Source organism: Brevibacterium pityocampae, assembly GCF_039541555.1.
GTDB lineage: Bacteria > Actinomycetota > Actinomycetes > Actinomycetales > Brevibacteriaceae > Brevibacterium > Brevibacterium pityocampae.
The window spans coordinates 441,957-465,653 of record NZ_BAABGL010000002.1; the positions used below are offsets into that span (position 1 = coordinate 441,957).

The following is a 23,697-nucleotide window of genomic DNA, read 5'->3' on the forward strand; positions in this document are numbered from 1 at the left end:
GGCACAGGGGCCCAGGACCGGGTCCAGGAGCGCATCTCTTCCCCTGTCTCATCGGAGCTTCTTGAACCAGACGCTCACCGCTTCTGCACGGTTCGCGACGTCGAGCTTCGAGAAGATGTGGTTGATGTGGTTCTTCACGGTCTTCTCACTGAGGAAGAGGCGCTGGGCGATCTGTCTGTTGGTCAGTCCGTCTGCGGCGAGCTCCATGACCTCGTGCTCACGCCGGCTCAGTCCGAACGGTGCGGATCCGCCCGAGTGCTCCGGGATGTGGTCCGAGTCGGTCTGTTTGCGGCGCGTGTGGTTCGAGAGTATGACATCGGCTGCGGTCGACGACATGAGCATGCTGCCGCGAACCACGGAGCGGAGCGCGTGCGAGAGCCCCTCGACATCGAGCTCGTGGTAGACGACGTATCCCTTCGCCCCTGCTTCCAGCGCGCCCTCGATGATCTCCGACTCCTCGCTGTGGGTGAGCATGACGACGGTGGTGATCTGCGACAGCTCACGGGCCGCCGACACGCCGTCCCGTCGGGGCATCCGGACGTCGAGGAGGCAGACATCGGGACGGAGGCGCTCGCCGAGGTCGATCGCTTCCTGCCCGTCGCACGCCGAGCCGACGAGCTCGAGCCCGTCGGACGAATCAATGATCTGCTCCAGGCCCATTCTCACGACTCTGTTGTCGTCGGCGATGAGCACCCGCAGTGCTTCAGACATCGATGACCTCCTCTGGGATCCGGTGACGAAGGGTGATGGTGGTCCCGTGGCGCGGTCGCGACCTGATCGCGAGCGAGGAACCGATCTGCGCAGCACGCTCCTCCATGCCTGCGAGGCCGAAATGTCCCTCGGCCTGGCGGGTGCGATCATGTTTGGCGAATCCGCGGCCGTGGTCGGTGACGACGAGTTCGAACACCCCGCTGTGAACGTGGGTGGTGAGATCGATCCGCTCGGTGGAGGAGTGGAGCGCGGCGTTCGTCAGCGCCTCCTCGGCGACCTTGCAGATGTTGTGCCGGTGCTTCTCATCGAAAGGCAGATTGTGGCTCAGCCGCACATCGACGGGAACCCCGTGGAGCACGCCGATCTCCTCTGCGGTCCGCTGGAGCAGTGTGTTGAGCGAGGGCGTCGAATCCGTGCGGAGGTTCGTGAGGATCCTCCGCGACTCCGCGACCGCATCGGCGGCGGCTTCGCTGATCGACCGGGCGGTCGGCTGCGCTCCGGGCTGGGTCATGGCGAGCGCCTTCGCCTGCAGCCCGATGCCGACGAGCGTCTTGACAAGCGAGTCGTGGAGCTCGCGCGCCAGGCGAGAGCGTTCTTCCCCGAGCGCGGCGTCGCGGGCGGACTGCTGCGCCACCACGAGAGAGGCGTCCACCTGGGACTGCAGGGTGCGCAGCGAGCTCCCGATGACCACTGCGATGACGATGACGACGATCGAGCCGACGAGAGACACATCGACCGGCCCGTCCGAGCGCGTCGGGTCAGCGAGGCGGTCGAGGAACACCGTTGCGGTGAGGCCGGTGATGAGCAGGGCTGACAGCAGCTCGCGCCCTGGGTACGCGTACAGCATGCCGATGAGGAGAGCCGAGCTGAACATGTAGGCGACGAAGGGGGAATCGGGCCCCTGGAGTGCGAGCAGCGCCAGGGAGGCGATGATGTCGACGAGGACGACTGCGGGGTGGCGGAGCAGGAACGGGACGACGCGCGACCACCAGATGATGAGCACACCGGACAGCACCGTGGTGACGAGCACGAGCACGACCTCGACCACCGGGGCCCGGTCGGAGCGCCAGCTCAGCAGCACGGGGAACGCGCAGAGCAGGCGGAGGAGCAGGGCGATCTTCCCCGACTGCAGGAGCACGGCACCAGGTCGCCGACTGGTAGCCGTGATGTCACGGTGTGTGCGGGAATCAGTCTCCGGTAGCGACAGCTGTCTCATGTCCGGTCATCCCTGCAGATTGGAGAGGATCTCTCCGAAATCGATACCGGCGACGAAGTACATGCTCACCATGATGAGCACCATGGTGCCGGGGACCATGACGAGGGTGACGACGGCGGAGATCTTCGGATTGGCCTTGGACGCCTTCTGCCGCGCGCGCTGTGCAGTGACGCGTCGCATGTCGAGGGCGATCTGGTCGAGCGCATCGGACAGCGGGGAGCCGAGCTCCTCGGACTGGAGGAGAGCGGTGACGAAGGACTCGAGCGATTCCGAGGTGGTGCGGCTGCGGAGTGCGGCGAAGGCTTCGCTGCGGGACTGCCCGACGTCCATCTGCCGGAGGGTCAGGCGGAGCTCGTCGCTCAGCGGCCCTTCGACCCTTTCTATGACGCGTTCGAGCGCGGCCCGGAAGGACAGGCCGGCGGACACCGTCACTGCGAGGACGTCGAGGAAATCCGGGAGCGCGTCCTCGATCTGCTCCTGCCGTTCGGATGCCTTCGATGCCAGGCTGATATCGGCGATGAAGAAGAGCGCCACGAGGAAACCGACCCCGAGCAGCGGTTGGACGAGGACACTGATGAGCACTGCCGGCACGACACCGATGAGGAGGAGCTTGCACTTCTGCTGCATGAACTGGCGGAAGTCCGCATAGTCGGCGTTGCCGGACCGGACGATCCGGTCGCTGGCGAAGCGTCGGTACGCGGGCCCGAGCAGATTGGCCACATCGGGCGCGATCGCCGCGGCGAGGCTGTCGAGCGGGCCGGTCTGTCGTCGCTTCCGCTTGGCGGAGGTGGTGATGAGAGCACGGTCCTGGGGCGAGAGCTTAGCCAGCGGGTCGGTCTTGACCAGGGCGTAGCCGCGCATGGCCAGGCCGGCGATGAGCAGTGCTGCGATACCGAACGCCAGGGACCACATCAGAGCTTCACCCGTGTGAGCCGATTGATCGCGACGATCCCGATGATGTACGACGCCGTGGTGATGACGATCGCGATCTGTCCGATGACCGTGCTCGTCAGGTCGAGCAGCAGGTCGTTGTACGTGAGCGACAGGATGATGACCAGACCCACTCCGAGGCCGGCGACCATGTACCCGGTGTAGCTCGCCTCCGCAACGAGTGTGCGGACCTCTCGGGTGGTCTCCTTGCGGTCCTCGAGCGCGAGTGAGAGGTCGCGCAGTGCTGTGATGAGGGATCCTCCGGAGCGGTGGGCGATGACGAGGGTGGACACGAGCACGCTGAGATCCTTGCCGGGGAGCCGCCGCTCGAGCCGTTCGAACGCGATGTCCATCGGCGTTCCGAGGTCGAGTTCGTTCGTCATCCGGCGGATCTCGCGCCCGGCCGGGTCGGACAGTTCGGTGCCGGCGATGTGGAGCGCGGTGTTGATGGACAGCCCCGCGCCGGTCGCGTTGGCGAGGATGCGGGCGAACTCGGGGAGCTGAGCGATGAACTTCTCCCGCTGCTTGTGACGAAGGATGGTGAGCGCGTACACCATTGCGACGACGATGAGCACCCCGGCCATGACGGCGTAGAAGGTCGCCATGACGGTGTTGAGGCTCAGGCCGACCACGACGACGATGACGAGGCCGATCAGGACGAACTCGACCGGGGTGAGCTGCGTGACATTGGCCTGGAGCATGAGGTCGTCGAGCCGTCGGCCGATGCGGGTGCCGATGAACCAACGATTCACCGGGGTGACGAAGCGCGCCCGGAAGCTCCGCCGGTAGGTCTCGGTCTGGTTCCTCACCAGCTCGCGCTTCTCGAGTGAGCCGACCATGAAGGCCGAGGAGCCGATCGCGGCGACAGCGAGCACTCCGAAGAGGGCGCCGAGAATGACGAGTTCCCTCATGAGTGGGTGCCCGGGCGCGCTTGTCCGGTCTCCGGATCAGGGGCGATCGGGTAGGTCGTCGGGAGCTCGTACCCGGACAGCCACATGCGATGGGCCAGGTGGTACGGCATCGGGTGGACGGCGAACTCGCCGGTGACCACTCTGTCCGCGCCGAGCGCGTTCGCCCGGAACGTCACGAGGGGAGTGAGCTCGAACTGGGCCCGGCTCCGCGACGTCACCGCCGCGATCTCCTGGATCCGCCGGCTGCCGTCGGCCCCGCGCGACAGCTGGACGATGAGATCGACGGCGCTGTTGATCTGATCGCGCAGCGCCTCGTACGGGATCGGGAGCTCGCTCATGCTTGCGAGCGTCTCCAGTCGCGACACCGCGTCGGTGGCGTTGTTGGCGTGCACCGTTACCAGGGAGCCGTCGTGACCGGTGTTCATCGCCTGCAGCATGTCGAGGGTTTCGCCGCCGCGGACCTCGCCGACGATGATCCGGTCGGGCCGCATGCGGAGGCTGTTGCGCACGAGATCACGGATCGTCACCGCGCCCTTGCCCTCGACGTTGGCCGGGCGCGATTCGAGCCGGATGACGTGCGGCTGTTGGAGTTGGAGCTCGGCGGAGTCCTCGACCGTGACGATGCGGTCACCGTCAGGGATGAGTCCGGAGAGGGCGTTGAGCATCGTGGTCTTGCCGGTGCCGGTGCCTCCGGAGACGACGATGTTGAAGCGCGCCCTGACGCAGGCGGTGAGGAGATCGCGCGTCGCTGCGTCGAGCGAGCCCTTGGTGATGAGGTCGTCGAGCGTGAACGGGGTGGGGAATCGACGGATCGTCATGGTGGGGCCGTCGAGAGCGAGAGGCGGGACGATGACGTTGACCCGCTCGCCGGAAGGCAGTCGGGCGTCGACCATCGGGGAAGACTCGTCGACTCGCCTGTTGACCCCGGCGACGATCCGGTCGATCGTCTGCATGAGCTGCGCCGAATTGGTGAAGGTCGCATCGAGCTTCTCGAGCCTGCCCCGGCGCTCGACGTAGATGCTCTGATACCCGTTGACCATGATCTCCGTGACCGTGGGGTCGGCGAGCAGGGGTTCGAGGACACCGAGACCGAGGGCCTCGTCGACCACGCGTCGGATGATCACCTGTCGGTCGTGGGCGGAGAGCACCGGGCCGTCGCGGGAGATGAGGTGGCTCATCACGCGCTCGAGCCGGACCCGTCGCTGTGTGGCGTCGAGCTTACTCAGCTCGTCGAGGTCGATCTCCTCGAGGAGCAGCCGACGGTATTGGCGCACGGCGAGCTGCACGCTCGTGAGCTTCTCGCCACCGGGGTCGGCGACATCGGCGACATCGGCCTGCTGCTGTGCTCTGCGAAGAAGTGCCATCCGAGGTCAGGGTTCCGTCCGTGGGAATACAGCGGTGCGCGACACCTGCATGGGAGGCACGCGCTCCTCGAGCCAGCTGATGTTGAGCACAGGCACGCTGACGGTGGTGGTGCAGCGGATCTCCGCGGCGTTCGCGCAGGATGTCGTGGTCCCGGCGCGCAGTGATTCCGAGACGGCGGAGTTGCCTGCGGCGACTCCGCTCCCGGCGACGATCGATTCGGCGCGGGCGGCGTTCCGCGCTGCGGAGTTCGCCTGCGACAGCGAGTGCATGGCGAGCAGTGCCTGCAGGCCGATGAGGACAGCGGCGAACACGACGACGGAGCCGGCGAGGAACTCGATGCTCACGGCGCCGTGCTCGGCCTGCCGGCCGGCGCGGAGCCGTGCGAGTGCGGCATGCATGCGGGTGATCATCAGTACGGCTCCTTCACGACTCCGGCGCTCGCGGGGATGGTCAGATCGAACCCTTCGGTGGTGGGGACGAGCAGGGGCGTGCTGAGCTCGACCGAGACCCGTCCGGGCGATTCTCTCACCTGGAGGCCATCGCGCCATCCCTGTGGAGTATGGGAGTGCGCAGCATGTGAGGCGCTCGCGCCGACAGCGGCCGCGCGGGCGCCCTCGTTCGCTGCGTTGCTCGCGAAGATCGCGGTGACGCCCACCAGCAGGACCTGGAAAGCGATGGCGGTGAAGAGGGCGAACAGCGCAGTGATCCCGACGGCTTCGATGCTCACGGCACCTCGGTCGGAGCGGAAACGCGATCGGCCCGTCGTCGCGGCACGGGAGTCGGGCTGGGCCGGAGCAGCTGCGGCGACGTCTGAAGCATCGGGGGCGGTCTCGGTCCGGGTGCTGCGGCTCGCGGAACGGAATCGGGGTCTGCTGCTTCGGTCATCGAGGGAGTGCGAGGGGATGAGAGACATCTCTATTCCTAGATCTTCGATTCTGCTCGACCAGGCGGCGCCGGCGAGTTCGGGGTCCCTGCGGTTCACCGCAAGTTCCAGGGAAGCGAATTCATAGGGGATGGAGGTGCTGAGAGTGGGGACCGTGACGATCCTGCGCGCGGTCTCGGGCTGGAGGTCGCTCTTCTTGTCGACCTTGTTGAGGAGTGCCTTGACAGGGCCGCCGTCCCTGATCGACAGGCGGCTCCACAGCTCGGTGATGCGCTGCACTCCGCGCAGGCTGAGCACGTCCGGAGTGGCGCAGACGATGACCTCGTCCGCCATTTCCACGGCGACCGAGTTCGCCTCGCCCATGACTGATCCGACATCGACGATGACGACATCCGAGCGCGAGACGAGCATTCCGAGGATCTGCCGGGCGGCGAACTCGGTGACGAGTTCGCCGCGTTCGCCGTGCTGGGGGCCGAGCAGCAGCGACAGCCCGGAAGCGTGCTCATGGACGACGTCCTGGAGGTGGCGGGGCGTGAGTTCCTCCACGACGGGCAGAAGGTCGGTGATGCCGCGGTACCGCGGGATGTCGAGGAGGATCGACAGATCGGGCTTCTGCAGGTCGAGGTCGACGACGACCACCCGGTCGCCGGGCCGGGATCGCGCAGTCTCCAGCCCGAGGTGGAGCGCGACGCTCGAACTGCCGGCGCCGCCCTTGGAGGAGGCGATGGCGACGAGTCGGCCGCCGAGCACTGCGGTCTCGTTCTCGGACCGCTTCTGCACCGCCTGTTTGACCGAGGCGGACCATGCCACCGCGTTCTCGACCCGTGAGCTGACCTCCTCGTAGCTCAGCGGGTACCGGACCACGCCGCGCGCACCGTTGTCGAGTGCTGCGGCGAAGTCCTCCGGTGCCGGGTCGGCGAGGACGACGAGGATCGCGAGCGCAGGAGTGCGCGAGGCAACCTCGCGTACGAGGTCCCACATCGGCATCGGCGCGCAGTTCTCGTCCACGACCAGGATGTCGGGGGAGATGTCGGTATTGGCGGACAGGCCGTGGAGCAGCGCGTGGCTCGTGGTGTAGACCTGCAGGGTGTCGACATCGGAGGCGCCGAGCGCCTGGCGGATGTCCCAGCCCCTCTGCTCATCGGTCGACAGGATGACAGCACGTGCCATGATCAGTTTCCCCCTCCGTCGGCAGAGCCGAGCGCCGGTGCGAGATCGGGATCCTCGAAGGACAGATCGTCATCGGTGATCGTCGAACCCGTCTCGTTGTTGCCCGACCGTGTGATCCGCAGGGATACTGCGAACGCCTCGGCATAGGCGAGCTTGCTCGCATCGTTGACCGAAACCGCGAAGGTCACCGGCACGGTCTCGACGAGCGCGCCCTGCGCCGCTGCCTGGCCGGCGTCGGGTGCGAGCTGCTGGTCCGGCTGGCCGACCGCGACGACCTCGGCGTTGCGGACGAGGACACCGGCGACGTTGTACGGGATGTCCGCACGGCGGTAGCTCGCGTCCTGGTCGTTCTCGCGGTCCTTGGCGAAGGCCGCGACCACATCGACGAGATCGCCCGGATTGACCCGGCCGTTGATCCCTGCGTCCCCTTCGAAGTTCACCGAGATTTCACGCTGTCCGTCCTCGAGCGACGAGACCGGTGCCAGCATGTCGGACTGGATGTACGAGCCGGCCGTGATCGCCGTCCTGGCCTTCTGACCGGCCAGCTGATCGAGGTGGGTCACCATCTGCGGAGTGACGTACTTGTCCGGCACCTCCTGGGTCTCGAGGTGAGTCCCCGGGTCGATCGTCTGGTGGATGCTGATGTCCTCGATCGCCGCGTACACAGTGGTCTTCGGACCCACCTCGGCACTGACCGATCCGACATACGACACGACGCCGAGGAAGACCGCGATCGCGCCGATCGCAGCGATGACGAGGGTGATGACACCTCGGCGCTGACGTGGATTCATGGGTGCTTACTCCTGGTCGTCTGGTGCGAGACGGTGGCAGACGAGGCAGACCGGCGCGATGCGGGAGAATCCGCACCAGTCGCACGCGGTCGACTGCTCTCGGACGGTGGTGATATAAGGGGCGAGATCCGCAGGGGCCAGACAGACCTCGGTCGGATGCTCCAGGCCCCACCAGCGTGATCCGGCTCCCGCCGGCCGGTTGCGGGGGACCACGGTCACCGGCTGCAGTCGAGCGAGGAGCGCGTCGGTGATCGCCTCGGTGGCCTGGCGGTCGCCTTCGACGGTGAAGGCGACGGACGCTGATTCGGAGGGCTGGATCGCGGAGAAGTCCTCCGCGCGGGTTCCACGGAGGACGCGGCCGTGCGCCTCCGCAATGAAGCGCGAGCTCGGGAGCAGGCTCAGAGCGTGCTGCATGAGCGACGGCTGAGCCTGCGTGAGCCGTGCCACGGATTCGAGCACTGCGAAACACCGGATCGCGCCCGACACGCGGTGGAGGAGTTCGAGCAGCGCACCCGGATCCAGCTCCGTCTGGGTGGACTGGGCGATCTCGGTGAGCACCTGGATGCCGAGCGGACTGAGGTTCGACTCGAACATGAGCACCCTGCTCTCGGTGGATCGGGCGCGAGCATGGCTGATCCTGCGCTCGATCTCAGTGGCGCGTTCGGCATAGACGATAAGGGCGACCCACGTGTCCTCCGGCGCGTCGAGCTGCTCGAGCAGCGCGTCGAAGTCCTCGTGCGGGATGAGCGCGCGGACAGCGTCGGTGCGGAGCGGAGAGGGGTGTGACTTCATCGGGGACTTTCTGAGCGGGCAGGGCAACAGGGCGGCCGGGGATCTGCGTCTCCCATCATAGGAGGACCCGGACACCCCGCCAAATGCTTATGTGGACGTCGCCCGTGGTTCAGGCGGAGTTCGCGTGGAGTTCGGATCCCGCCCGGCAGACGGCGGGATCGAGCACGGGGTGGGAACGGACGGGGTCGTGCGGAGGGGGCCCGGGTACGATGTACCGGACAGCTCCCCGCACCCACCCCGTGACGAATCCCCGTATTCCCCAGGAGGTCTCCCGTGACTTCGATCCCCTTCCGCCGATCGCTGACCGGCCTGTTCCTCATCGGCGCCCTGCTCGGCGCCGTCGGCTGCTCGGGTGGCCAGGACGACGGCGGCGGACGCGACCGGTCCCCCGACACGACGGACGCATCGGGGGGCATCGTCGACATCGACGGCTACTGGTCGGACGCTCGGCTGCCCGACCCGCTCGCGGAGGTCGAGGTGCAGCTGCCCGAACCCAAGGCCGGTGAGGCCCTGGCGACTGCGAAGGCCCAGGTGCTGTCCCTCGACAGGGCGGGAGACAGCGTCCGGCTCGTCGGCGCCTGGTTGCGGCCGACCTCGGGTCTCTCCCTCGGTTCGCACGAGCTCACCGGAGGATCGGACTACTTCCATCAGGTCCCGTGGGTCCGGCTGCTCGACGCGCAGTCGGGCCATCTCATCGAACCGCTCTACGGTGCGGAGACCGATGTCGCGAGCAATGACCGCAAGAACGAGTGCCTGTGCTCACGGACGACCTCCAAGGAGCAGGGGGAGGACTTCGTACCGGAGGAGATCGAGCTCTTCTACGCCGACTTCCCCGCTCCTGCCTCGCAGCAGGTCTCGGTCATGTTCGGTGAGTTCATCGAGCCGACCGACGAGATCCCGGTGTCCGAGGGTCAGCAGTTCGAGAACACCGCAGAGGGGACTGCCGTGTTCGACATCCGCAGCGACAGCGGGGCGCTCCCGGCGGGCTACGGTGCGGAATCGGCGCAGCGCGCGGTGCTGCCGTTCGCATCGCGCATACGCTCCGTCACCGGGTCCTCGGTCAACGTCGAGGACGAGGAGACCGAGCTCTCCCTGCCCGCGGACGTGCTCTTCGAGGTCGACTCGAGCGAGCTCGACGGCGAGGCGGAGAAGGTCCTCGACGGCGCCGTCGACACCCTGCGGACGACCGCACAGAGGCAGGAGGTCGTCATTGCCGGGCACACCGACGATCAGGGCGAGGAGGACTACAACCAGACGCTGTCGGAGAAGCGGGCGGAGACCGTCCGGGAATATGTCGAGCCCAAGCTCGCCGATGCCGGGCTCACCTTCTCGACGCAGGGCTTCGGAGAGACGGATCCATTGGCGCCGAACCTCACGGCGGACGGGAAGCCGAACGAGGACAACCGGGCGCTCAATCGCCGGGTCTCGTTCGTGTACCAGCCGAGCGGCTCGGGCGATCTCAGCGTCGAGACGGGTGAGGAGCTGCCGGAGGCGCCGGTGATGGCGGGGGCCGAGGCACCCGACGGTGTGCTCGCCTCTGCGATCCTCGAACAGCCCGGCGACCGTGGTGACACCCCACTTCGCATAGACCTGCTCGAGGTGGCCGAGGCGGGGGACCATGTCCGGGTCGGCTATGCGTTCGCGATGGCCGATGGCGGGCCGATCCAGCGCAATCTCTTCTACGGCAGCGCCCTGGTCAAGTCCCACCTGCACTTCGGGGTGAACTCCTTCGGCCTCGGTCAGAACCCGTCGAGCAGCAATGTCACCGTGATCGGCACCGACTCGGGTCAGCAGTACTGGCCGGTGACGGGCGACGGGGTGAGCTGTCTGTGCACCGAGGCCGCCGGGACCCGCGGCCACGGGTTCACCCTGAGCTCGCCGATGTTCGCCTACTATCCCGCAGCGGCGATCGAGGAGGACGGCACGGTGCTCCGGTTCGCAGACAGCGGCGAATGGGAGCTCGATCTGGAGTCCTACCTCGGCCAGCAGGCGACGGGGGCCGAGGGCTGATGACGTCTCAGCTCCGTGCTCCGGTCGCCGGGGGCGGCCGTCGAGCCTGCCCCGCTCCTCGAGGGCGGTCATGAAGCGCAGGGGGCCGCGGCTCGAGCTCGGCGCAGGGATCTGGGGAGGACTCGCCGCTGTCGTGGTGATCGCAGTCCTGCTGCCGGTGGCCCCGCAGCTGGGGCATCGTATCCAGGAGGATGCGTGCAGCCGTTTCGGCGCATGCACGACGCTCGAGGAGATGTCACTCGCCTGCAGTCGCCCCGATCGCGGAGCGATCACCGGCAAGGCCCGCACGACGGTCTACCACGCACCCGTCGACGACGGCCGGTCGCAGCTGAGCCTGTTCGCGGACGGGACGGCGACCGTGGTCGAGGTCGACGGGCCCCACCCGGTTGCAGCCGAGGCGTCGCAGGGCGGCCCGGTCGCTGAGGTGGGCCCCTTCGAAGAGTACGGATTCACTTCCCATGTCGATGCCCGGCGCTGGCTCGTCGGGCGCACTCCGGGGGATCGCGCAGTCGCGGATTCCAGCGCTGGACCGGCCAATGACACGGTCGGTGCAGGCTACTTCCGAATGCAGGAGGCGCTCGGCCTCGGCGCGATGCAGAACCGTCCCGCTGATGCTGCGGTGTCGGCGGTGAGCGTGCCGGGGGCCACCGAGCGGTCGGTGATCGTGAGCACCCGTGCGGACGGCTCGTACACCACCTTCGCCGTCGCCGAGCTGCCGTGGCAGGAGAGTCCCCGCATCACGTCGATGGCCGCATGGATGGGCATCACCGGGATGCTGACCTATGCGATCGAGCACGATCCGCGGGGTGTGCCCGTCGGTTTGACTCTGTCAGGAACTGCACGGGAGCGCTGGAACATGGACGTGCTGCGGTCGCAGCAGGTCGGGTCCCAGTCATCGGCCGCGGCGGACGACGTCGAGCCGTTCGCCATCCGGACCTATTCCCTCGATCTCCGCACCGCACGGAACGCCGAGGCCTTCGACGCGGTGTTCGAGACCGTGCGTCACGGAGCTGCCGAGATCCGGGTTCTGCCCCGTCGCCAGTTCGACCGCCTGGTCGTCGACGGCGACTACGACCGCAATCCCGTCGACGCCCTCGCCGATCGGATCGGAGCCGACGCGGTGCTGGTCAGCGCGCGCTATGCTCCCGGTCGGGCGGGCTCCGGATCGCTGAGCACGGCAGCGATGCTGTCGCTCGTGTCAGGGGTGCCGCAGCGCGGGGTGGGTGAGCTCATGCTCGAATCGGCAGAATCGATGGACCTGGCGAACCCCGAGACGGAACCCGAACCGCTCGTCGATTGCGAGATCGAGGAGACCGAGGAGGAGTGAGGTTCTACGGTCCCGCTCTGCTCGTCTCGACTCTCGCGTTCGTGGTCTGCACAGCTCTCCTGCTCACGATCGCGCTCATCGGCGGGCCTGCTCTCGTCACCGTGGCGGGCCCGACGACGGCGGCGACATTGCTCGGCGTGCTGGGCTTCCTGGCCCGCGCACTCGTGTCGGGGTGGCTCACCGGTCGGCTGATCGTCCTCCGAGCGTCGGTGGCGACGAGTCTGCTCAATGTCATGAGCGGGTTCGTGCTCGCGTTCGTGCTGCCCGCGTTCCTGATGGCCATCGGGGACGCGGGAGTGCCGGTCGGGTCCCTCGTCCTCGCCGCCGGCATCGATCTCGGGGTGGGGCTGGCCGCGGTGGCCCTCGGCGCCCTCCTCGCCCACCTGCGCGCGCGGTTGACGCCGCGGGAGGAGCGCGCCCCCCGCGAGCGCCGGCCGCAGCGCCGACCGGCGCGGCGTTCGAGGTCACGTCGCCGATGAATCGGCGGAGAGGAGAATGAGACGATGTCTCCGCTGCTGAGATTCCCGCGGCGGGTCAGTCGAGGGGAGCTGGCCCTCCTGGTGCTGGGCACGCTCGCGACCGTGCTCGTGACGGTGTGGCGCGTGGATCCCGATTCCGGAGTGCTGTGGGCCGCGCTGCTCGTGAGCGTCGCCGCGCCCCTTCTGATCTGGGTCGATCTGCTCGAACGCCGGCTGCCCGATGTCATCACGCTGCCTCTCGTTCCGCTGGTGATCGGCGCTCTCGCGGTGCCTGCGGCCGCGGGGGGAGATTGGGCCCGATTCGGCATGGCGCTGCTCGCCGGCGCTGGGGTCGGTCTGTTCTTCTTCACCCTCTTCCTCATCTCCCCGACCTCGATCGGGTTTGGCGACGTCAAGCTGGCACTGAGCCTGGGGCCGGCTCTCGGGTGGTTCGGGCCGCTGGTGACGGTCGTCGGGGTCTTCGGGATGCTCGTGCTCGGCCTCGTCCACGGTCTCGTGGTCATGGTGCTCACCCGTCAGGGGCGTTCGACGAGCTTCCCCTTCGGGCCTGCGATGCTGTGTGCCGCTCTGCTGTGCCTGTGGGCGTTCGGGGGAGCGTGATCCGAGGCTCCGTGCGCTGGAGCGAGAACCGGGCCTGAGGGCCCAGGGTGCTTGGGTCCATGAGTGGGATTCGGTGCTCTCCTCCGTCGGAACGGGCCTGCGTATCCTGAGGGCATGTATTCCTCATCCCCTCGATCCCGCATCCCCATGCCCCATCCGCCGGATTCCCCGCCCGTTCCCGCAACCATCCGGGAACGGGTGTTGCGCTCCTTGAAGCGGCGCACGACCCGGATGTCCGACACCGGGCTGGTGAGCGTCGAATACCTCGCGACCGCTCTCGTCGCCTCAGCGATCATTGGGACTCTGATCGTCGTGCCGGTCGCCACGCAGCCGCAGGTCACGGAGGACTTCGAGGCTGCCGTGTGCCGGATCTTCTCCGAGAACGGGGGGTCCGGGGACTGCGGCGGATCCGACGGCCCGGAAGCTGTCCCGGAGCAGTCCGAGAACCCCAACGACATGCCTCCGACGTGTCTCGTCTCCACCACTACCGAGAACAGCTCCGCGAAGCTCGACGTCAAGTTCGTGACGATCGAGGGCGGGTACCAGATCAAGATCGAGGAGATGAGCGACGGCACGCTCAAGTACACGCTCGTCGGCGAAGGCGAGGTCGGTGCCAAGCTGTCCACCCCCACGGAAGGGGCCGAAGCGTCTGCCGGGATCAACGGCGGACTCTCGCTCGGCGACACGTGGATCGTCGATCCGAACTCCGAGGACGCTGCAGCGCTCGAGCAGCAGATCCGGGACTACGCTCTCGTGCAGATCGCCGACCGGGCCTCGGGCGGCTGGCTCGGCGGGCCTGCGAGCTTCATCTCCGGCAACCCGACCCCGCCGCGGGACCCGGATGTCACCTACACCACTGGCAGTCTCGAGGTCGAGGCCGAGGCAGAGGCCTCCAACCCTCTCGGCACCGACAGCCCCGAGGGACTCGACATTCCCGGTATCCCCTCCGCAGAGGCGAGTGCTCAAGCGGCCGTGAACGCCGGAGGCTCCTACACCGTCCGCAACGACACGTCGAAGGACGGCGGCGTCGTCACCTCGTACGAGTTCGAGCTCGAAGCCGGTGGCAACGCCCGCGCCGAGGCCAGCGCCGAGGTGAAAGGGAACAAGGGATCCTACGGCGCCGGATACGATGCGTCCATGAAGGACCGGGTCGGCATCTCCTACCAGAACGGTGAGCTCTACGAGATCCGGATCACCCAGACGCGGGCGGTCAACGTCGGTCCCGACGGGAAGATCAAGCTCGCCGATGGTCAGACCGTGAGCATCGGTGCCGACGGCGGCACATACACGACGACCACGATGACGCTCAACACCGAGGGGATGACCCCGGAGCAGATAGCGAAGATGAAGCAGTGGGCGGATTTCACCCAGTCCGGGTTCATCGCCCCGAACCTCTACGACATGATGCACGACGGCGCACCCGATCACCTGCTCAACGACACGGTCACCGACTTCTCAAACCTCGCCTACGACGAAGGGCAGCTGGGGGCGAACACCTATCAGAAGACCGGTGCGGATTCGTCGATCGGCGCGAGTGAGGGGTCCGGCAACGACAAGCTCGGCTTCAGCATCGACAGGTCTATCAGCGGTGCCGATCTCATCGAAGCTACCCACCTCTCGAAGGATCCGTCCGGGAACCGGGAAGTCGTGCAGAATGAGGCGTGCCTGCAGTGACGCGCGAGGTCGCCCCGGTCCGGCCCGGCGACGGGTTCCGGCCCGGGGCGTCGCCGTCCGCGCCGACGTCACCGAGTGAGGAGAGACTCCCATGAGACACCTACACACTGCAGCTGCGGTGCTCGGGGCCGTCGTGCTCCTGGCGCTGTCCGGCTGCACCCCATCCGGCTTCACCGAACATCGCTTCGAGGACGTCCGAGTGGCGGTGCCGGACGGTTGGGCCGAATCGCCGGCCGATGCCCTCGACGACACGTGGCAGTTCGGTCTGGACGACAGCGCTGAGGGAGAGACCAGGGCTCGACTCCGCGTCGCGCCGATGTACGGTTCCTCGCCCCATCCGGTGAATGCGGAATCGACTCTCTTCGCCGATGCCGAGATGGGGCAGCGATACGGGAAGGACTTCCATGCCGACGTGCGCGAGGAGACCGAGATCGAGGGCGCGCGATCCGCGTTCAAGACCGAGTTCACCTATTCGTCCACCACGGGGACCGCGATGACGGGCCGCTGGTGGTTCATGTCGAATCCGGACACCGGTCAGGTATCCGGGGTGGAACTCGTCGGTGAATCCGATGTGCTGGACCCCGACCTCATCCGCGATGTCGAGAGAACGCTCGAGCTCGATCCGCAGGACGAGGGGAGACGTGGCGATGAGTGATCTCATCCGGGCCTGGACCGCCGGCGCGGCCGTCTACCTGCTGCTCAATCTCGCACTGACCTTCATCCTGCCCTACCGCCTCTACGACGTCTTCCTCCTCTGCCCGTTCGCGGCTGCGGTCGTGTCATCCGCCGTCCATCTGTGGAAGGGGAAGGGTGGCTGGGGGCGTCACCTGCTCGCGGCGTTCATCGTCCCCGTGGCGATGGAAGCGTACTTCGTCGGAGTCCACGACATCCCCGACGGCCATTCGGTCGGTGAGATCGCGCTGGGGACCGTGAGCACCCTCGTGGTCGCCGCCCTCGGCCTCGGAGTGGTCCATGCTGCCGAGCGCTGGGTGTTCGCTGAGAAGGCGCACTCGTGATGCGGGTCGTCCAAGTGGCGTGCGGAGGTGTGCGATGACGAGCACCGCAGGGGGATTCGGCGTCTTCATACCCGTCATCATCGTCATCATGCTCATCGTCGTCGGATTCGGCTTCTTCACCGTCATGCGCCGCCGCAGCGTGCCGATGTCGCGGGTGCAGCAGACGACGCCCGGCGTCATCGAGTCCGCACTGATCCTCCACAACTGGAAGCGCTACGCCCACACATGGAACGACGAGGACCCGCGGGGGATCCATCTGACGCTCCGGTTCACCGAGGACGGGCAGACCGTCCGGCGCACGATGGACTGGAAGAGCCCTCCGGTGCTGCCCAAGCGGGTGCGCGACCGGATCGTGCGCCGCCTGCCCATGGATCGCAGCACCGGCGTGCAGCTGCCGGACCGGGATGCCCGCCGTGCGGCGGACCAGCAGGCGCGGGCCGGCGGCTACCGGCTCGTGCTCGACCCCGAGATCCCGGTGCTCGTCCACCGCCTGGACGACGGTTCGTACCGGTGGTCGGAGGATCGGCAGCGGTAGCGCCGGCGAGGCGCCCGGCCACCACAGACCAGACACTCGTCCACCTCCGCGCATGCCTTCGGCCACCGCAGGCGAGGCGCCCGGCCCGGTTCCGGCCTGCGCGCCGCGGGTCTAGGCTGGAGCACGCACCTGACCGCACGAGGAAGGACGTACGATGACGGACGGCGCGACGACCCCGAACGACCCCGCACTGCCCACCGAGCCGCTCGACGCAGTGGTCCCCGAGGCCGAGGACGACCTGCTCGCCCAGCCCGGTGACGCGGACTCGCCCGAGCCCCTCGACGGCCGCGACGGCCAGCCGGCGGCCGGCGGATCCGACGAGCCCGAGCTGCTCGACGCGGAGGACCCGCTCAAGGATCCGCAGCGGGCCGCCGACGAATCCGACACCCTGCTCACGGAGACCCCGCTGCCGGAGGACCCGGTCGGCTGAGCGCACCTGCACTGCTCCAGCAGCTCGCGTCACCCGAACGGCAATTTCCTGCGGTTCCTGAGAGCGGATCCGCATGATTCTGCACTCTCACCGCGGTGATTCCAGGCGGCGGCGGACCGGATAGCCTTGGACTCGTGACGAACAGTGAGGGCGCCTCCGCCCGCCTCCCCCGGATGCCGCTGCGCGGCGTTCTCGCCCGCTGCTGGTGGCGCGCGACCTCCTACCGCCTGGTGCGCGAGGATCCGCCGGTGACCGGGTCGCGGATCCTGCTGGGCGCCCCGCACACCTCGAACTGGGACTTCGTCCACATGCTCGCGATCGCCTGGGACGCACGTCTGCGGGTGCGCTGGCTCGGCAAGCAGGAGCTCTTCCGCGGCGTCGGCGGCCCGCTCATGCGGATGCTCGGCGGTGTCCCCGTGGACCGGTCGAACCCGGCCGGGCTCGTCGACGCGGTGATCGAGCGAGCGCGCACCGAGCCGGACTTCTCGCTCGTCGTCACGCCCGAGGGCACACGCTCCGGCGACGGCTGGCGCAGCGGCTTCTACCGGATCGCGATGGCGACCGGACTGCCGGTGACGCTCGGGTTCATCGATGTACGCTCCCGCACCACCGGGCTGGGGCCGACGATCCGACTCACCGGGAACATGGCCGCCGACATGGATCGGATCCGCGCCTTCTACGCCGACAAGGCCGGGATGAAGCCGGAGCTGCGGACGGAGCCGCGCCTCTCCGGCGAGGGCCGGACCGCAGACGGGCACCCGCGCGCGGGCGAGCCGACGCAGCCGTCCTGAGGGTGTATGAATAGCGAGATCCCGCGGTTCCTGAGAACGGATCCGCGGGATTCTGCTGTATCACTGCTGTGGCTCCGACCGGCGTCGATCCGGTGACCTTTCGATTTTCAGTCGAACGCTCTACCAACTGAGCTACAGAGCCGAGTGCGGTCCATCGTACCGCACGGAAGAACGAAGGCCCTTCTGAAACAGAAGAGCCTTCATTGCTCCGCGACCCTGACGGGACTCGAACCCGCGACCTCCGCCGTGACAGGGCGGCGCGCTAACCAACTGCGCCACAGGGCCATATTCATTTGTGTCGTGCTGCGGGGATCCGCTCATCGTACACGTACCCCCAACGGGATTCGAACCCGTGTCGCCGCCGTGAAAGGGCGGTGTCCTAGGCCACTAGACGATGGGGGCCCAGTTGCCTCACCGTTCTCACGGCGTTTGAACCTCAGTCAGCCTACCCCAGAGCCGCGACGCTTTGCAAAACCGGAACGGCTCCCCGGGGCGTGAGGTGCATCACGGCCCACCGGGGCGAAGGGGCACGCCGGCCGGCGTTCGTAGACTGGGGGCATGGAGAAGATCGACGATGCGCGGTTCGACGCCCTCGTCGACGCCGCGATGGCGGACCTGCCGCCGGGCGTCGAGGACTTCATGGACAACGTGGCGCTGTTCGTCGAGGACGAGCCGCCCCCGGAGACCCCGGACCTGCTCGGGGTGTACGACGGGATCCCGCTCACCGAGCGCGACGGCTCCTGGGGGTTCGTGCCCCCGGACACCATCGTCCTGTTCAAGAACCCGCTCATCGACTTCGCGCGCGACGAGGAGCATCTGCGGGCGGAGATCCGGATCACCATCGTCCATGAGATCGCCCACCACTACGGGATCGACGACGACCGGCTGCACGAGCTCGGCTGGGGCTGAGTCGTGGATTGGCTCACACGCTGAACCATCACCTAGAGTGGCGGGGGTATTCAGACCACTCTCGTTCGACCGGACTGCGTGGTCCGGATGCCTCGACAGCATGAAGACGAGCAGGAGGCTACAGCCACACATGTCGATTGCGGCCCGCATTCACAGCTCAGCGACACCGGCACTGCGCGTGCTCAACCTGGCCGGGGTGGAGTACTCGGTCCACGAGTTCGACCACGACCCAGCGGTCCGGCGCTACGGCCCGGAAGCGGTCGAACAGCTCGGCACCGACTCCGCGCGCGTCTTCAAGACCCTGATGATCCTCGTCGACGCCGAGCCCGTCATCGCGCTCGTCCCCGTCTCCGGCCAGCTCGACCTCAAGGCGCTCGCCGGGGTCCTCGGCGGCAAGAAGGCTCACCTCGCGGGGATCGCTGAGACCGAGCGACGCACCGGCTACGTCGCCGGCGGGGTCAGCCCGTTCGGCCAGCGCAATGCCTCCCCGGTCGTCCTCGACCGCACCGCCCAGGACTTCAGCACCGTGTTCGTCTCCGCCGGTCGCCGCGGCATGGAGATCGAGATCCGGCCCGACGACCTCGTCATGCTCACGAACGCGCGCATCGGGAAGATCGCCAACCTCGACTGATCGCCGATCCCGGCAGGGAACCCTGCATCGAATCGGTTGACAGAGCTCGAGCAGACGCGCCTATACTGTCGAGTAACTTTGCGGCTGCGGACAGGATGCGATAGTGGCGACCTACAGTTCCCGTCGACGCTTCATCACCGCCACCGCCTGGACAGCCCCTGCCCTCGAGGTCGTCACGGCCACTCCGGCGCTCGCGATGAGCACGCGGGGGTTCTCGGTGCTGTTCAATCAGGCGCTCGCGGGCTCCGACGGCTTCGTGCAGCAGTCGTACCTCAACCTCGGGATGCAGCCGGGGACCTCGGCATTCACGCTTCCGGCATCGATGACGGTGTACTTCCAGGTCGTCGGACTCAATACGCGGACCGTCGATGAACGCAGCTTCACCGCAAGCAGTTCCGACGGCACAGTGACGAAACTCGCTTACGATCCGACGACACGGACGACGAGATTCTCCTGGGTGATCCCCGCCGGAACGCGGATCCCGAGTCTGTCGACCTCCAACCCGGGGGACACCGCTTACCCCGATGTCGCGTTCTACTGGCGCGACGGACTCACGTCGAACGGCCGCATCACCAACAAGGTCGTCGTCACCGGGATCAGCGGGCCCACGAGTTCTCTGCCTCTCACCGGGTACGGCAATCGGCAGGCCGGACCGGCGAGTGCACCGATCGACTCCGCCGTCGTCGGCGACCTCTCCACCGGCAACGGGATCTACTGAGCGACGTCGAAGTCACGGGCCCGCGTTCGGACGCATCGGGCTCTCCTACAGGTACTCCGCCTCGCCCACCTCCGGTGCGCACGTCCCGGCGGTGACATCGGCGAGCATCGCCAGACAGGCGTCCACCTCTCCGGCCGGCACCGCGAAGCGATGGGTGACGGTCTCCGCCCACGTGCTGTCGGCCACCGTCCACCCGGCCTGCTCGGCCAGGCGCTGTGCCTGTGCGGCGTGGGCGTAGTCGAGCTCCGCGGTCACCGGGACGACGAGGTTCCGGCGCACGGTCTCGAGCTCCCAGAGCGCCTCGGATGCGGCGGCGCCGTAGGCGCGCACGAGCCCGCCCGCCCCGAGCTTCGTCCCGCCGAAGTAGCGGGTGACGACGGCGACGACATTGGTGAGCCCGTGCCCGGTGACGACCTCGAGGATCGGGGCGCCCGCGGTGCCGGCCGGCTCTCCGTCGTCGGAGGACCGCTGGGTCCGCCCGTCCGGTCCGAGGACGAACGCGGTGCAGTGGTGCCGGGCCTTCGGATGCGCCGCGCGCTGCTCCTCGACGATCGCCCGGGCGGCCTCCTCGGTCGCGGCATGCGCGACGCGGGCGATGAAGCGGGACCGTTTGATCTCGATCTCCGCGGTGTTCTCGCCCACCGGCTCCTCGTAGCCCATGCCGGCCACTGTATCGGGCGGCCCCGCCGGGCCGTGCCGGCGGCCGGAATGCAGCAGGCGTGCACCGGGCCGGCGACGGCCCTGGCCCGGTGCACGCCGGCCTGTCCCGACCCGCGGGACGGCGCGGCCGGAACCGCGCCCGCGCCTCGGCGGTGGCCTACGATGAGGGGACGAAGCTGCCGGTCCGCGCACTGCGGTCCGCACCCGCCACGCCGAGAAGGGGTGTCCATGTCCGATTTCACCGAGGCAGAGCTCGCAGCCATCCGCAGCGAGGCCGAGCGCACGTACGAGCTCGACCGCGCGCACGTGTTCCATTCGTGGTCGGCACAGGCGCAGATCTCGCCGATGGTGATCTCCCGGGCGCAGGGCCCCTACGTGTTCGACGGTGAGGGCACGCGGTTCCTCGACTTCTCCTCGCAGCTCGTCAACACGAACATCGGCCACCAGCACCCGGCAGTCGTCCAGGCGATCAAGGATCAGGCCGACCTCATCTGCACGATCAACCCCGCCCACGGCAACGCCGCCCGCTCCGAGGCCGCCCGACTCATCACCGAGCTCACGCCGGCCGGCCTCGATCACGTGTTCTTCACCAACGGCGGCGCGGACGCCAACGAGCACGCGGTGCGCATGGCGCGCCTGCACACCGGCAGGCACAAGGTGCTCGCCCGGTATCGCAGCTACCACGGCGGCACCCAGACCGCGATCAACATCACCGGCGACCCGCGTCGCTTCGCCAACGACCGCGGCGACTCCGGGGTCGTCCACTTCTTCGGGCCGTTCCTCTACCGCAGCGAGTTCGATGCCACGACCGAGGCGGAGGAGACCGAGCGGGCGCTGCGCCACCTCGAGCGGACCATCCAGCTCGAGGGCCCGCAGACCATCGCCGCGATCGTCCTCGGATCGATCCCCGGCACCGCCGGCATCATGATCCCCAGCCCGGAGTACATGCAGGGCGTGCGGCGGCTGTGCGACGAGTACGGCCTCATGCTCATCGCGGACGAGGTCATGGCCGGGTTCGGCCGGGCCGGGAAGTGGTTCGCCTTCGAGCACTTTGACATCGTGCCCGACATCATCACCTTCGCCAAGGGCGTCAACTCCGGCTACGTGCCGCTCGGCGGCGTCATCATGAGCGATGACATCTACGCCACCTTCGCCGAGCGCGCCTACCCCGGCGGCCTCACCTACTCCGGCCACCCGCTCGCCTGCGCGGCCGCCGTCGCGACGATCACCGCGATGCACGAGGAGAACATGATCGACAACGCCGCCAAGCTCGGCGCGGAGATCGTGGGTCCGCGGCTGCAGGAGTTCTCCGAGAAGTACCCCAACGTCGGCGAGACCCGCGGCGTGGGGATGTTCTGGGCGCTCGAGCTCGTGCGCGACAAGGAGACCCGGGAGCCGCTGGCGCCCTACGGCGGGAGCTCGCCGGAGGTCGCGGAGATCGTCGGGAAGCTCAAGGCCGGCGGCGTGCTGCCGTTCAACAACTTCCACCGGCTCCACGTGGTCCCGCCGCTCAACATCTCCGCCGACGAGCTCAACGCCGGGCTCGACGTGTTCGAGCAGGTCCTCTCCGAGGCGCACTACACCTGAGCAGATCGCAATTTCCGGCGGTTCCTGTGAGCGAATCCGCGAGAATTTGCACTCTCAACGGTCTTCTTCGGCGGCCGGCCGCCTCCCGTGACCGACCGCCTCCCGCGACCGACCCGACCGCCTCCCGCGACCGACCCGACCGCCTCCCGTGCTGTCCTCACTGCGCGTCAGCCGAGGCTGTCAGTCGAGTGCGCCCCCGACGAGCCGCGCGGCCACCCCGGTGAACAGGTCGACCCCGGCGCACAGGTCCGCGTCCGTCGTGTACTCGCCCTCGTTGTGGGACACCCCGTCGACGCTCGGCACGAACAGCATGACCGAGGGCACGACGTCCTTGACGTTCGTCGAGTCGTGGCCGGCGATCGTCATGATGTCCCGGTGGCTGAGCCCGAGCTCCTCGGCGACCTCACGGGACAGCTCGACGCCGCGCGGATCGTAGGGGAGCAGCCCCCAGGAATGCGCGGTGTCCTTCTCGATCCGGACGCTCGCGAGCTCCTCGATCTCCGCGATCCGCTCGTGGAGCAGCGCATCGGCCTGCGCGACGAGCGATTCGTCGGGGGAGCGCATGTCGAGGTGGAGGCGCACCTCGCGCGCGACGACGACCGGGGAGTTCGGCTCGATGACCATCTGCCCGACCGAGGTGTGCATGTCGGGACCGAACCGGTCGGCGATCTCGCGGGCCGCGACGACGAGGTGGGAGGCGCCGAGCAGCGCATCGTGCCGGTCGGAGATCACCGTGGACCCGGTGTGCGACTGGTCGCCGGTGACGATGAGGTGGTACTTCTGCGCGGCCCATGTCGCCTCGACGAGGCCGATCGTCACCCCCTCTTCGTCGAGGTGGCGGCCCTGCTCGATGTGGATCTCCGCATAGGCGGCGGCCTCCGGGCCGTCACCGGTGCCGAGCGCCCCACCGGCTTCGAGCGCCTCGGCGACACTCACCCCGGTGAGGTCGACGGTCTTGAGCGCGGCGTCGGCGTCCATCTTCCCGGTGTAGACGCTCGAGCCCATCATCGAGGGCTGGAACCGGGAGCCCTCCTCGTTGAACCAGTTGACGACGGCGATGTTGTGCCGCGGCGTGTGCCCGGACTCCTCGAAGCGGCGCACCAGGCGCCAGGCGGCCTGCGCAGCGGCGAGCACCCCGTAGGCGCCGTCGAACTTTCCGCCGAGCGGCTGGGAATCGAGGTGGGAGCCGAGCAGCACGTACGGTGCGCCGGGTGTCCACGTGTACAGGCCGAATTGGTTGCCGACCCGGTCGCACTCGACGCGGAACCCGCGCTCGGTGAGCCAGGCGGTGAGCCAGCCGCGCTGCTCCACGTCGGGGGCGGTCATCGCCTCACGGTCGACGCCGCCGCGGGGTGTCTCTCCGAACCGTGAGAGCTCCCGGAAGTCGGCGAGCACCTCGGTGTCGAGCTGTTCGGCGGTGAGCTGCGAGTAGGCGGGGTCCGTCATGTCTCTCCTCGGGTGTCGGGGTGGGTGGTGAGTGGGCCGTCGGCGTGCGAGACGGCGATCGAGATTGCGATGATCTGCGGAAACGCTCTCAGGAACCGTCGAGAATTGCAGTCTG

General features: G+C 68.1%; 25 protein-coding genes and 3 tRNA genes. 14 read left to right on the plus strand and 14 right to left on the minus strand.

Annotated features, from left to right (window positions below):
• Positions 1-48 precede the first annotated feature (48 nt).
• The 9 genes from ABD883_RS02330 to ABD883_RS02370 all read right to left on the minus strand — a co-directional run bounded on the left by ABD883_RS02330 (position 49) and on the right by ABD883_RS02370 (position 8,769).
• Positions 49-711 carry a LuxR C-terminal-related transcriptional regulator gene (locus ABD883_RS02330; protein ID WP_137318807.1) on the minus strand — a complete coding sequence of 221 codons (663 nt, stop codon included), beginning with the start codon at positions 709-711 and terminating at the stop codon, positions 49-51.
• Positions 704-1,849, minus strand: coding sequence for a sensor histidine kinase (locus ABD883_RS02335; RefSeq protein WP_345029520.1), 1,146 nt, complete (start codon positions 1,847-1,849; stop codon positions 704-706). Before ABD883_RS02335 ends, ABD883_RS02330 begins: the two co-directional genes overlap by 8 nt.
• A gap of 84 nt (positions 1,850-1,933) precedes the next feature.
• Complete coding sequence (locus ABD883_RS02340; protein WP_247423515.1) at positions 1,934-2,839, minus strand: type II secretion system F family protein; 906 nt, start codon at positions 2,837-2,839, stop codon at positions 1,934-1,936.
• The gene (locus tag ABD883_RS02345; protein ID WP_345029525.1) at positions 2,839-3,768 is read right to left on the minus strand and encodes a type II secretion system F family protein; all 930 of its coding nucleotides are present in this window, start codon (positions 3,766-3,768) and stop codon (positions 2,839-2,841) included. Before ABD883_RS02345 ends, ABD883_RS02340 begins: the two co-directional genes overlap by 1 nt.
• Positions 3,765-5,132 (minus strand): TadA family conjugal transfer-associated ATPase, encoded by a 1,368-nt coding sequence (locus tag ABD883_RS02350; RefSeq protein WP_345029527.1) that lies wholly within the window; start codon positions 5,130-5,132, stop codon positions 3,765-3,767. The genes ABD883_RS02345 and ABD883_RS02350 overlap by 4 nt, the downstream gene beginning before the upstream one ends.
• A gap of 6 nt (positions 5,133-5,138) precedes the next feature.
• Entirely contained in the window at positions 5,139-5,543 is a 405-nt protein-coding gene (locus ABD883_RS02355) for a hypothetical protein (protein ID WP_345029529.1), read from the minus strand.
• Positions 5,543-7,186, minus strand: coding sequence for a CpaE/TadZ family protein (locus ABD883_RS02360; protein WP_345029531.1), 1,644 nt, complete (start codon positions 7,184-7,186; stop codon positions 5,543-5,545). The genes ABD883_RS02355 and ABD883_RS02360 overlap by 1 nt, the downstream gene beginning before the upstream one ends.
• Positions 7,187-7,188: 2 nt before the next feature.
• A complete protein-coding gene (gene cpaB / locus ABD883_RS02365) occupies positions 7,189-7,977 on the minus strand; it encodes a Flp pilus assembly protein CpaB (RefSeq protein WP_137318813.1) in 789 nt (262 codons plus the stop codon).
• Between the two features lie 6 nt (positions 7,978-7,983).
• The gene (locus ABD883_RS02370) at positions 7,984-8,769 is read right to left on the minus strand and encodes a hypothetical protein (protein ID WP_345029534.1); all 786 of its coding nucleotides are present in this window, start codon (positions 8,767-8,769) and stop codon (positions 7,984-7,986) included.
• Between the two features lie 273 nt (positions 8,770-9,042).
• Here ABD883_RS02370 and ABD883_RS02375 point away from each other — a divergent pair, with 273 nt between their 5' ends.
• The 10 genes from ABD883_RS02375 (at position 9,043) to ABD883_RS02420 (ending at position 17,631) form a co-directional block, all read left to right on the plus strand.
• A complete protein-coding gene (locus ABD883_RS02375) occupies positions 9,043-10,779 on the plus strand; it encodes an OmpA family protein (protein WP_345029536.1) in 1,737 nt (578 codons plus the stop codon).
• A gap of 70 nt (positions 10,780-10,849) precedes the next feature.
• Positions 10,850-12,106 carry a hypothetical protein gene (locus tag ABD883_RS02380; RefSeq protein ID WP_247423501.1) on the plus strand — a complete coding sequence of 419 codons (1,257 nt, stop codon included), beginning with the start codon at positions 10,850-10,852 and terminating at the stop codon, positions 12,104-12,106.
• Positions 12,103-12,585: a hypothetical protein gene (locus ABD883_RS02385; protein ID WP_345029541.1), complete on the plus strand. Its 483-nt coding sequence runs from the start codon at positions 12,103-12,105 to the stop codon at positions 12,583-12,585. Before ABD883_RS02380 ends, ABD883_RS02385 begins: the two co-directional genes overlap by 4 nt.
• 24 nt (positions 12,586-12,609) lie before the next feature.
• Entirely contained in the window at positions 12,610-13,185 is a 576-nt protein-coding gene (locus tag ABD883_RS02390) for a prepilin peptidase (protein ID WP_137318818.1), read from the plus strand.
• Between the two features lie 249 nt (positions 13,186-13,434).
• Complete coding sequence (locus ABD883_RS02395; protein WP_247423496.1) at positions 13,435-14,859, plus strand: hypothetical protein; 1,425 nt, start codon at positions 13,435-13,437, stop codon at positions 14,857-14,859.
• Positions 14,860-14,977: 118 nt separating this feature from the next.
• Positions 14,978-15,514 (plus strand): hypothetical protein, encoded by a 537-nt coding sequence (locus ABD883_RS02400; RefSeq protein WP_137318820.1) that lies wholly within the window; start codon positions 14,978-14,980, stop codon positions 15,512-15,514.
• Positions 15,507-15,875 (plus strand): hypothetical protein, encoded by a 369-nt coding sequence (locus ABD883_RS02405; RefSeq protein ID WP_137318821.1) that lies wholly within the window; start codon positions 15,507-15,509, stop codon positions 15,873-15,875. The genes ABD883_RS02400 and ABD883_RS02405 overlap by 8 nt, the downstream gene beginning before the upstream one ends.
• A 34-nt stretch (positions 15,876-15,909) precedes the next feature.
• Positions 15,910-16,410: a hypothetical protein gene (locus ABD883_RS02410; RefSeq protein ID WP_295689446.1), complete on the plus strand. Its 501-nt coding sequence runs from the start codon at positions 15,910-15,912 to the stop codon at positions 16,408-16,410.
• 154 nt (positions 16,411-16,564) lie between these two features.
• Positions 16,565-16,840, plus strand: coding sequence for a hypothetical protein (locus tag ABD883_RS02415; protein WP_137318823.1), 276 nt, complete (start codon positions 16,565-16,567; stop codon positions 16,838-16,840).
• Between the two features lie 173 nt (positions 16,841-17,013).
• On the plus strand, positions 17,014-17,631 hold the full coding sequence (locus ABD883_RS02420) for a 1-acyl-sn-glycerol-3-phosphate acyltransferase (RefSeq protein WP_137320382.1): 618 nt from the start codon (positions 17,014-17,016) through the stop codon (positions 17,629-17,631).
• A 69-nt stretch (positions 17,632-17,700) separates the two neighbouring features.
• Here ABD883_RS02420 and ABD883_RS02425 read toward each other — a convergent pair.
• The 3 genes from ABD883_RS02425 to ABD883_RS02435 all read right to left on the minus strand — a co-directional run bounded on the left by ABD883_RS02425 (position 17,701) and on the right by ABD883_RS02435 (position 18,033).
• Positions 17,701-17,773 (minus strand) — tRNA-Phe (locus ABD883_RS02425).
• 69 nt (positions 17,774-17,842) lie between these two features.
• Positions 17,843-17,916, minus strand: a tRNA-Asp gene (locus tag ABD883_RS02430).
• A gap of 44 nt (positions 17,917-17,960) precedes the next feature.
• A tRNA-Glu gene (locus ABD883_RS02435) sits at positions 17,961-18,033 on the minus strand.
• Positions 18,034-18,189: 156 nt separating this feature from the next.
• On the opposite strand from ABD883_RS02435, the gene ABD883_RS02440 reads away from it, so the two are divergent.
• The 3 genes from ABD883_RS02440 to ABD883_RS02450 all read left to right on the plus strand — a co-directional run bounded on the left by ABD883_RS02440 (position 18,190) and on the right by ABD883_RS02450 (position 19,889).
• A complete protein-coding gene (locus ABD883_RS02440; protein ID WP_247423492.1) occupies positions 18,190-18,540 on the plus strand; it encodes a metallopeptidase family protein in 351 nt (116 codons plus the stop codon).
• Positions 18,541-18,670: 130 nt separating this feature from the next.
• Positions 18,671-19,171: a Cys-tRNA(Pro) deacylase gene (ybaK, locus tag ABD883_RS02445; protein WP_247423490.1), complete on the plus strand. Its 501-nt coding sequence runs from the start codon at positions 18,671-18,673 to the stop codon at positions 19,169-19,171.
• Positions 19,172-19,274: 103 nt separating this feature from the next.
• Positions 19,275-19,889 carry a hypothetical protein gene (locus ABD883_RS02450; protein WP_345029557.1) on the plus strand — a complete coding sequence of 205 codons (615 nt, stop codon included), beginning with the start codon at positions 19,275-19,277 and terminating at the stop codon, positions 19,887-19,889.
• Between the two features lie 45 nt (positions 19,890-19,934).
• Here the strand turns inward: ABD883_RS02450 and ABD883_RS02455 are convergent, their stop codons facing one another.
• Positions 19,935-20,549: a YigZ family protein gene (locus ABD883_RS02455; protein WP_137318827.1), complete on the minus strand. Its 615-nt coding sequence runs from the start codon at positions 20,547-20,549 to the stop codon at positions 19,935-19,937.
• A 228-nt stretch (positions 20,550-20,777) separates the two neighbouring features.
• Here ABD883_RS02455 and ABD883_RS02460 point away from each other — a divergent pair, with 228 nt between their 5' ends.
• Complete coding sequence (locus ABD883_RS02460; RefSeq protein ID WP_345029560.1) at positions 20,778-22,136, plus strand: aspartate aminotransferase family protein; 1,359 nt, start codon at positions 20,778-20,780, stop codon at positions 22,134-22,136.
• Between the two features lie 180 nt (positions 22,137-22,316).
• Here the strand turns inward: ABD883_RS02460 and ABD883_RS02465 are convergent, their stop codons facing one another.
• Positions 22,317-23,582 (minus strand): M20 family metallo-hydrolase, encoded by a 1,266-nt coding sequence (locus tag ABD883_RS02465; protein WP_345029562.1) that lies wholly within the window; start codon positions 23,580-23,582, stop codon positions 22,317-22,319.
• Between the last annotated feature and the right edge of the window lie 115 nt (positions 23,583-23,697).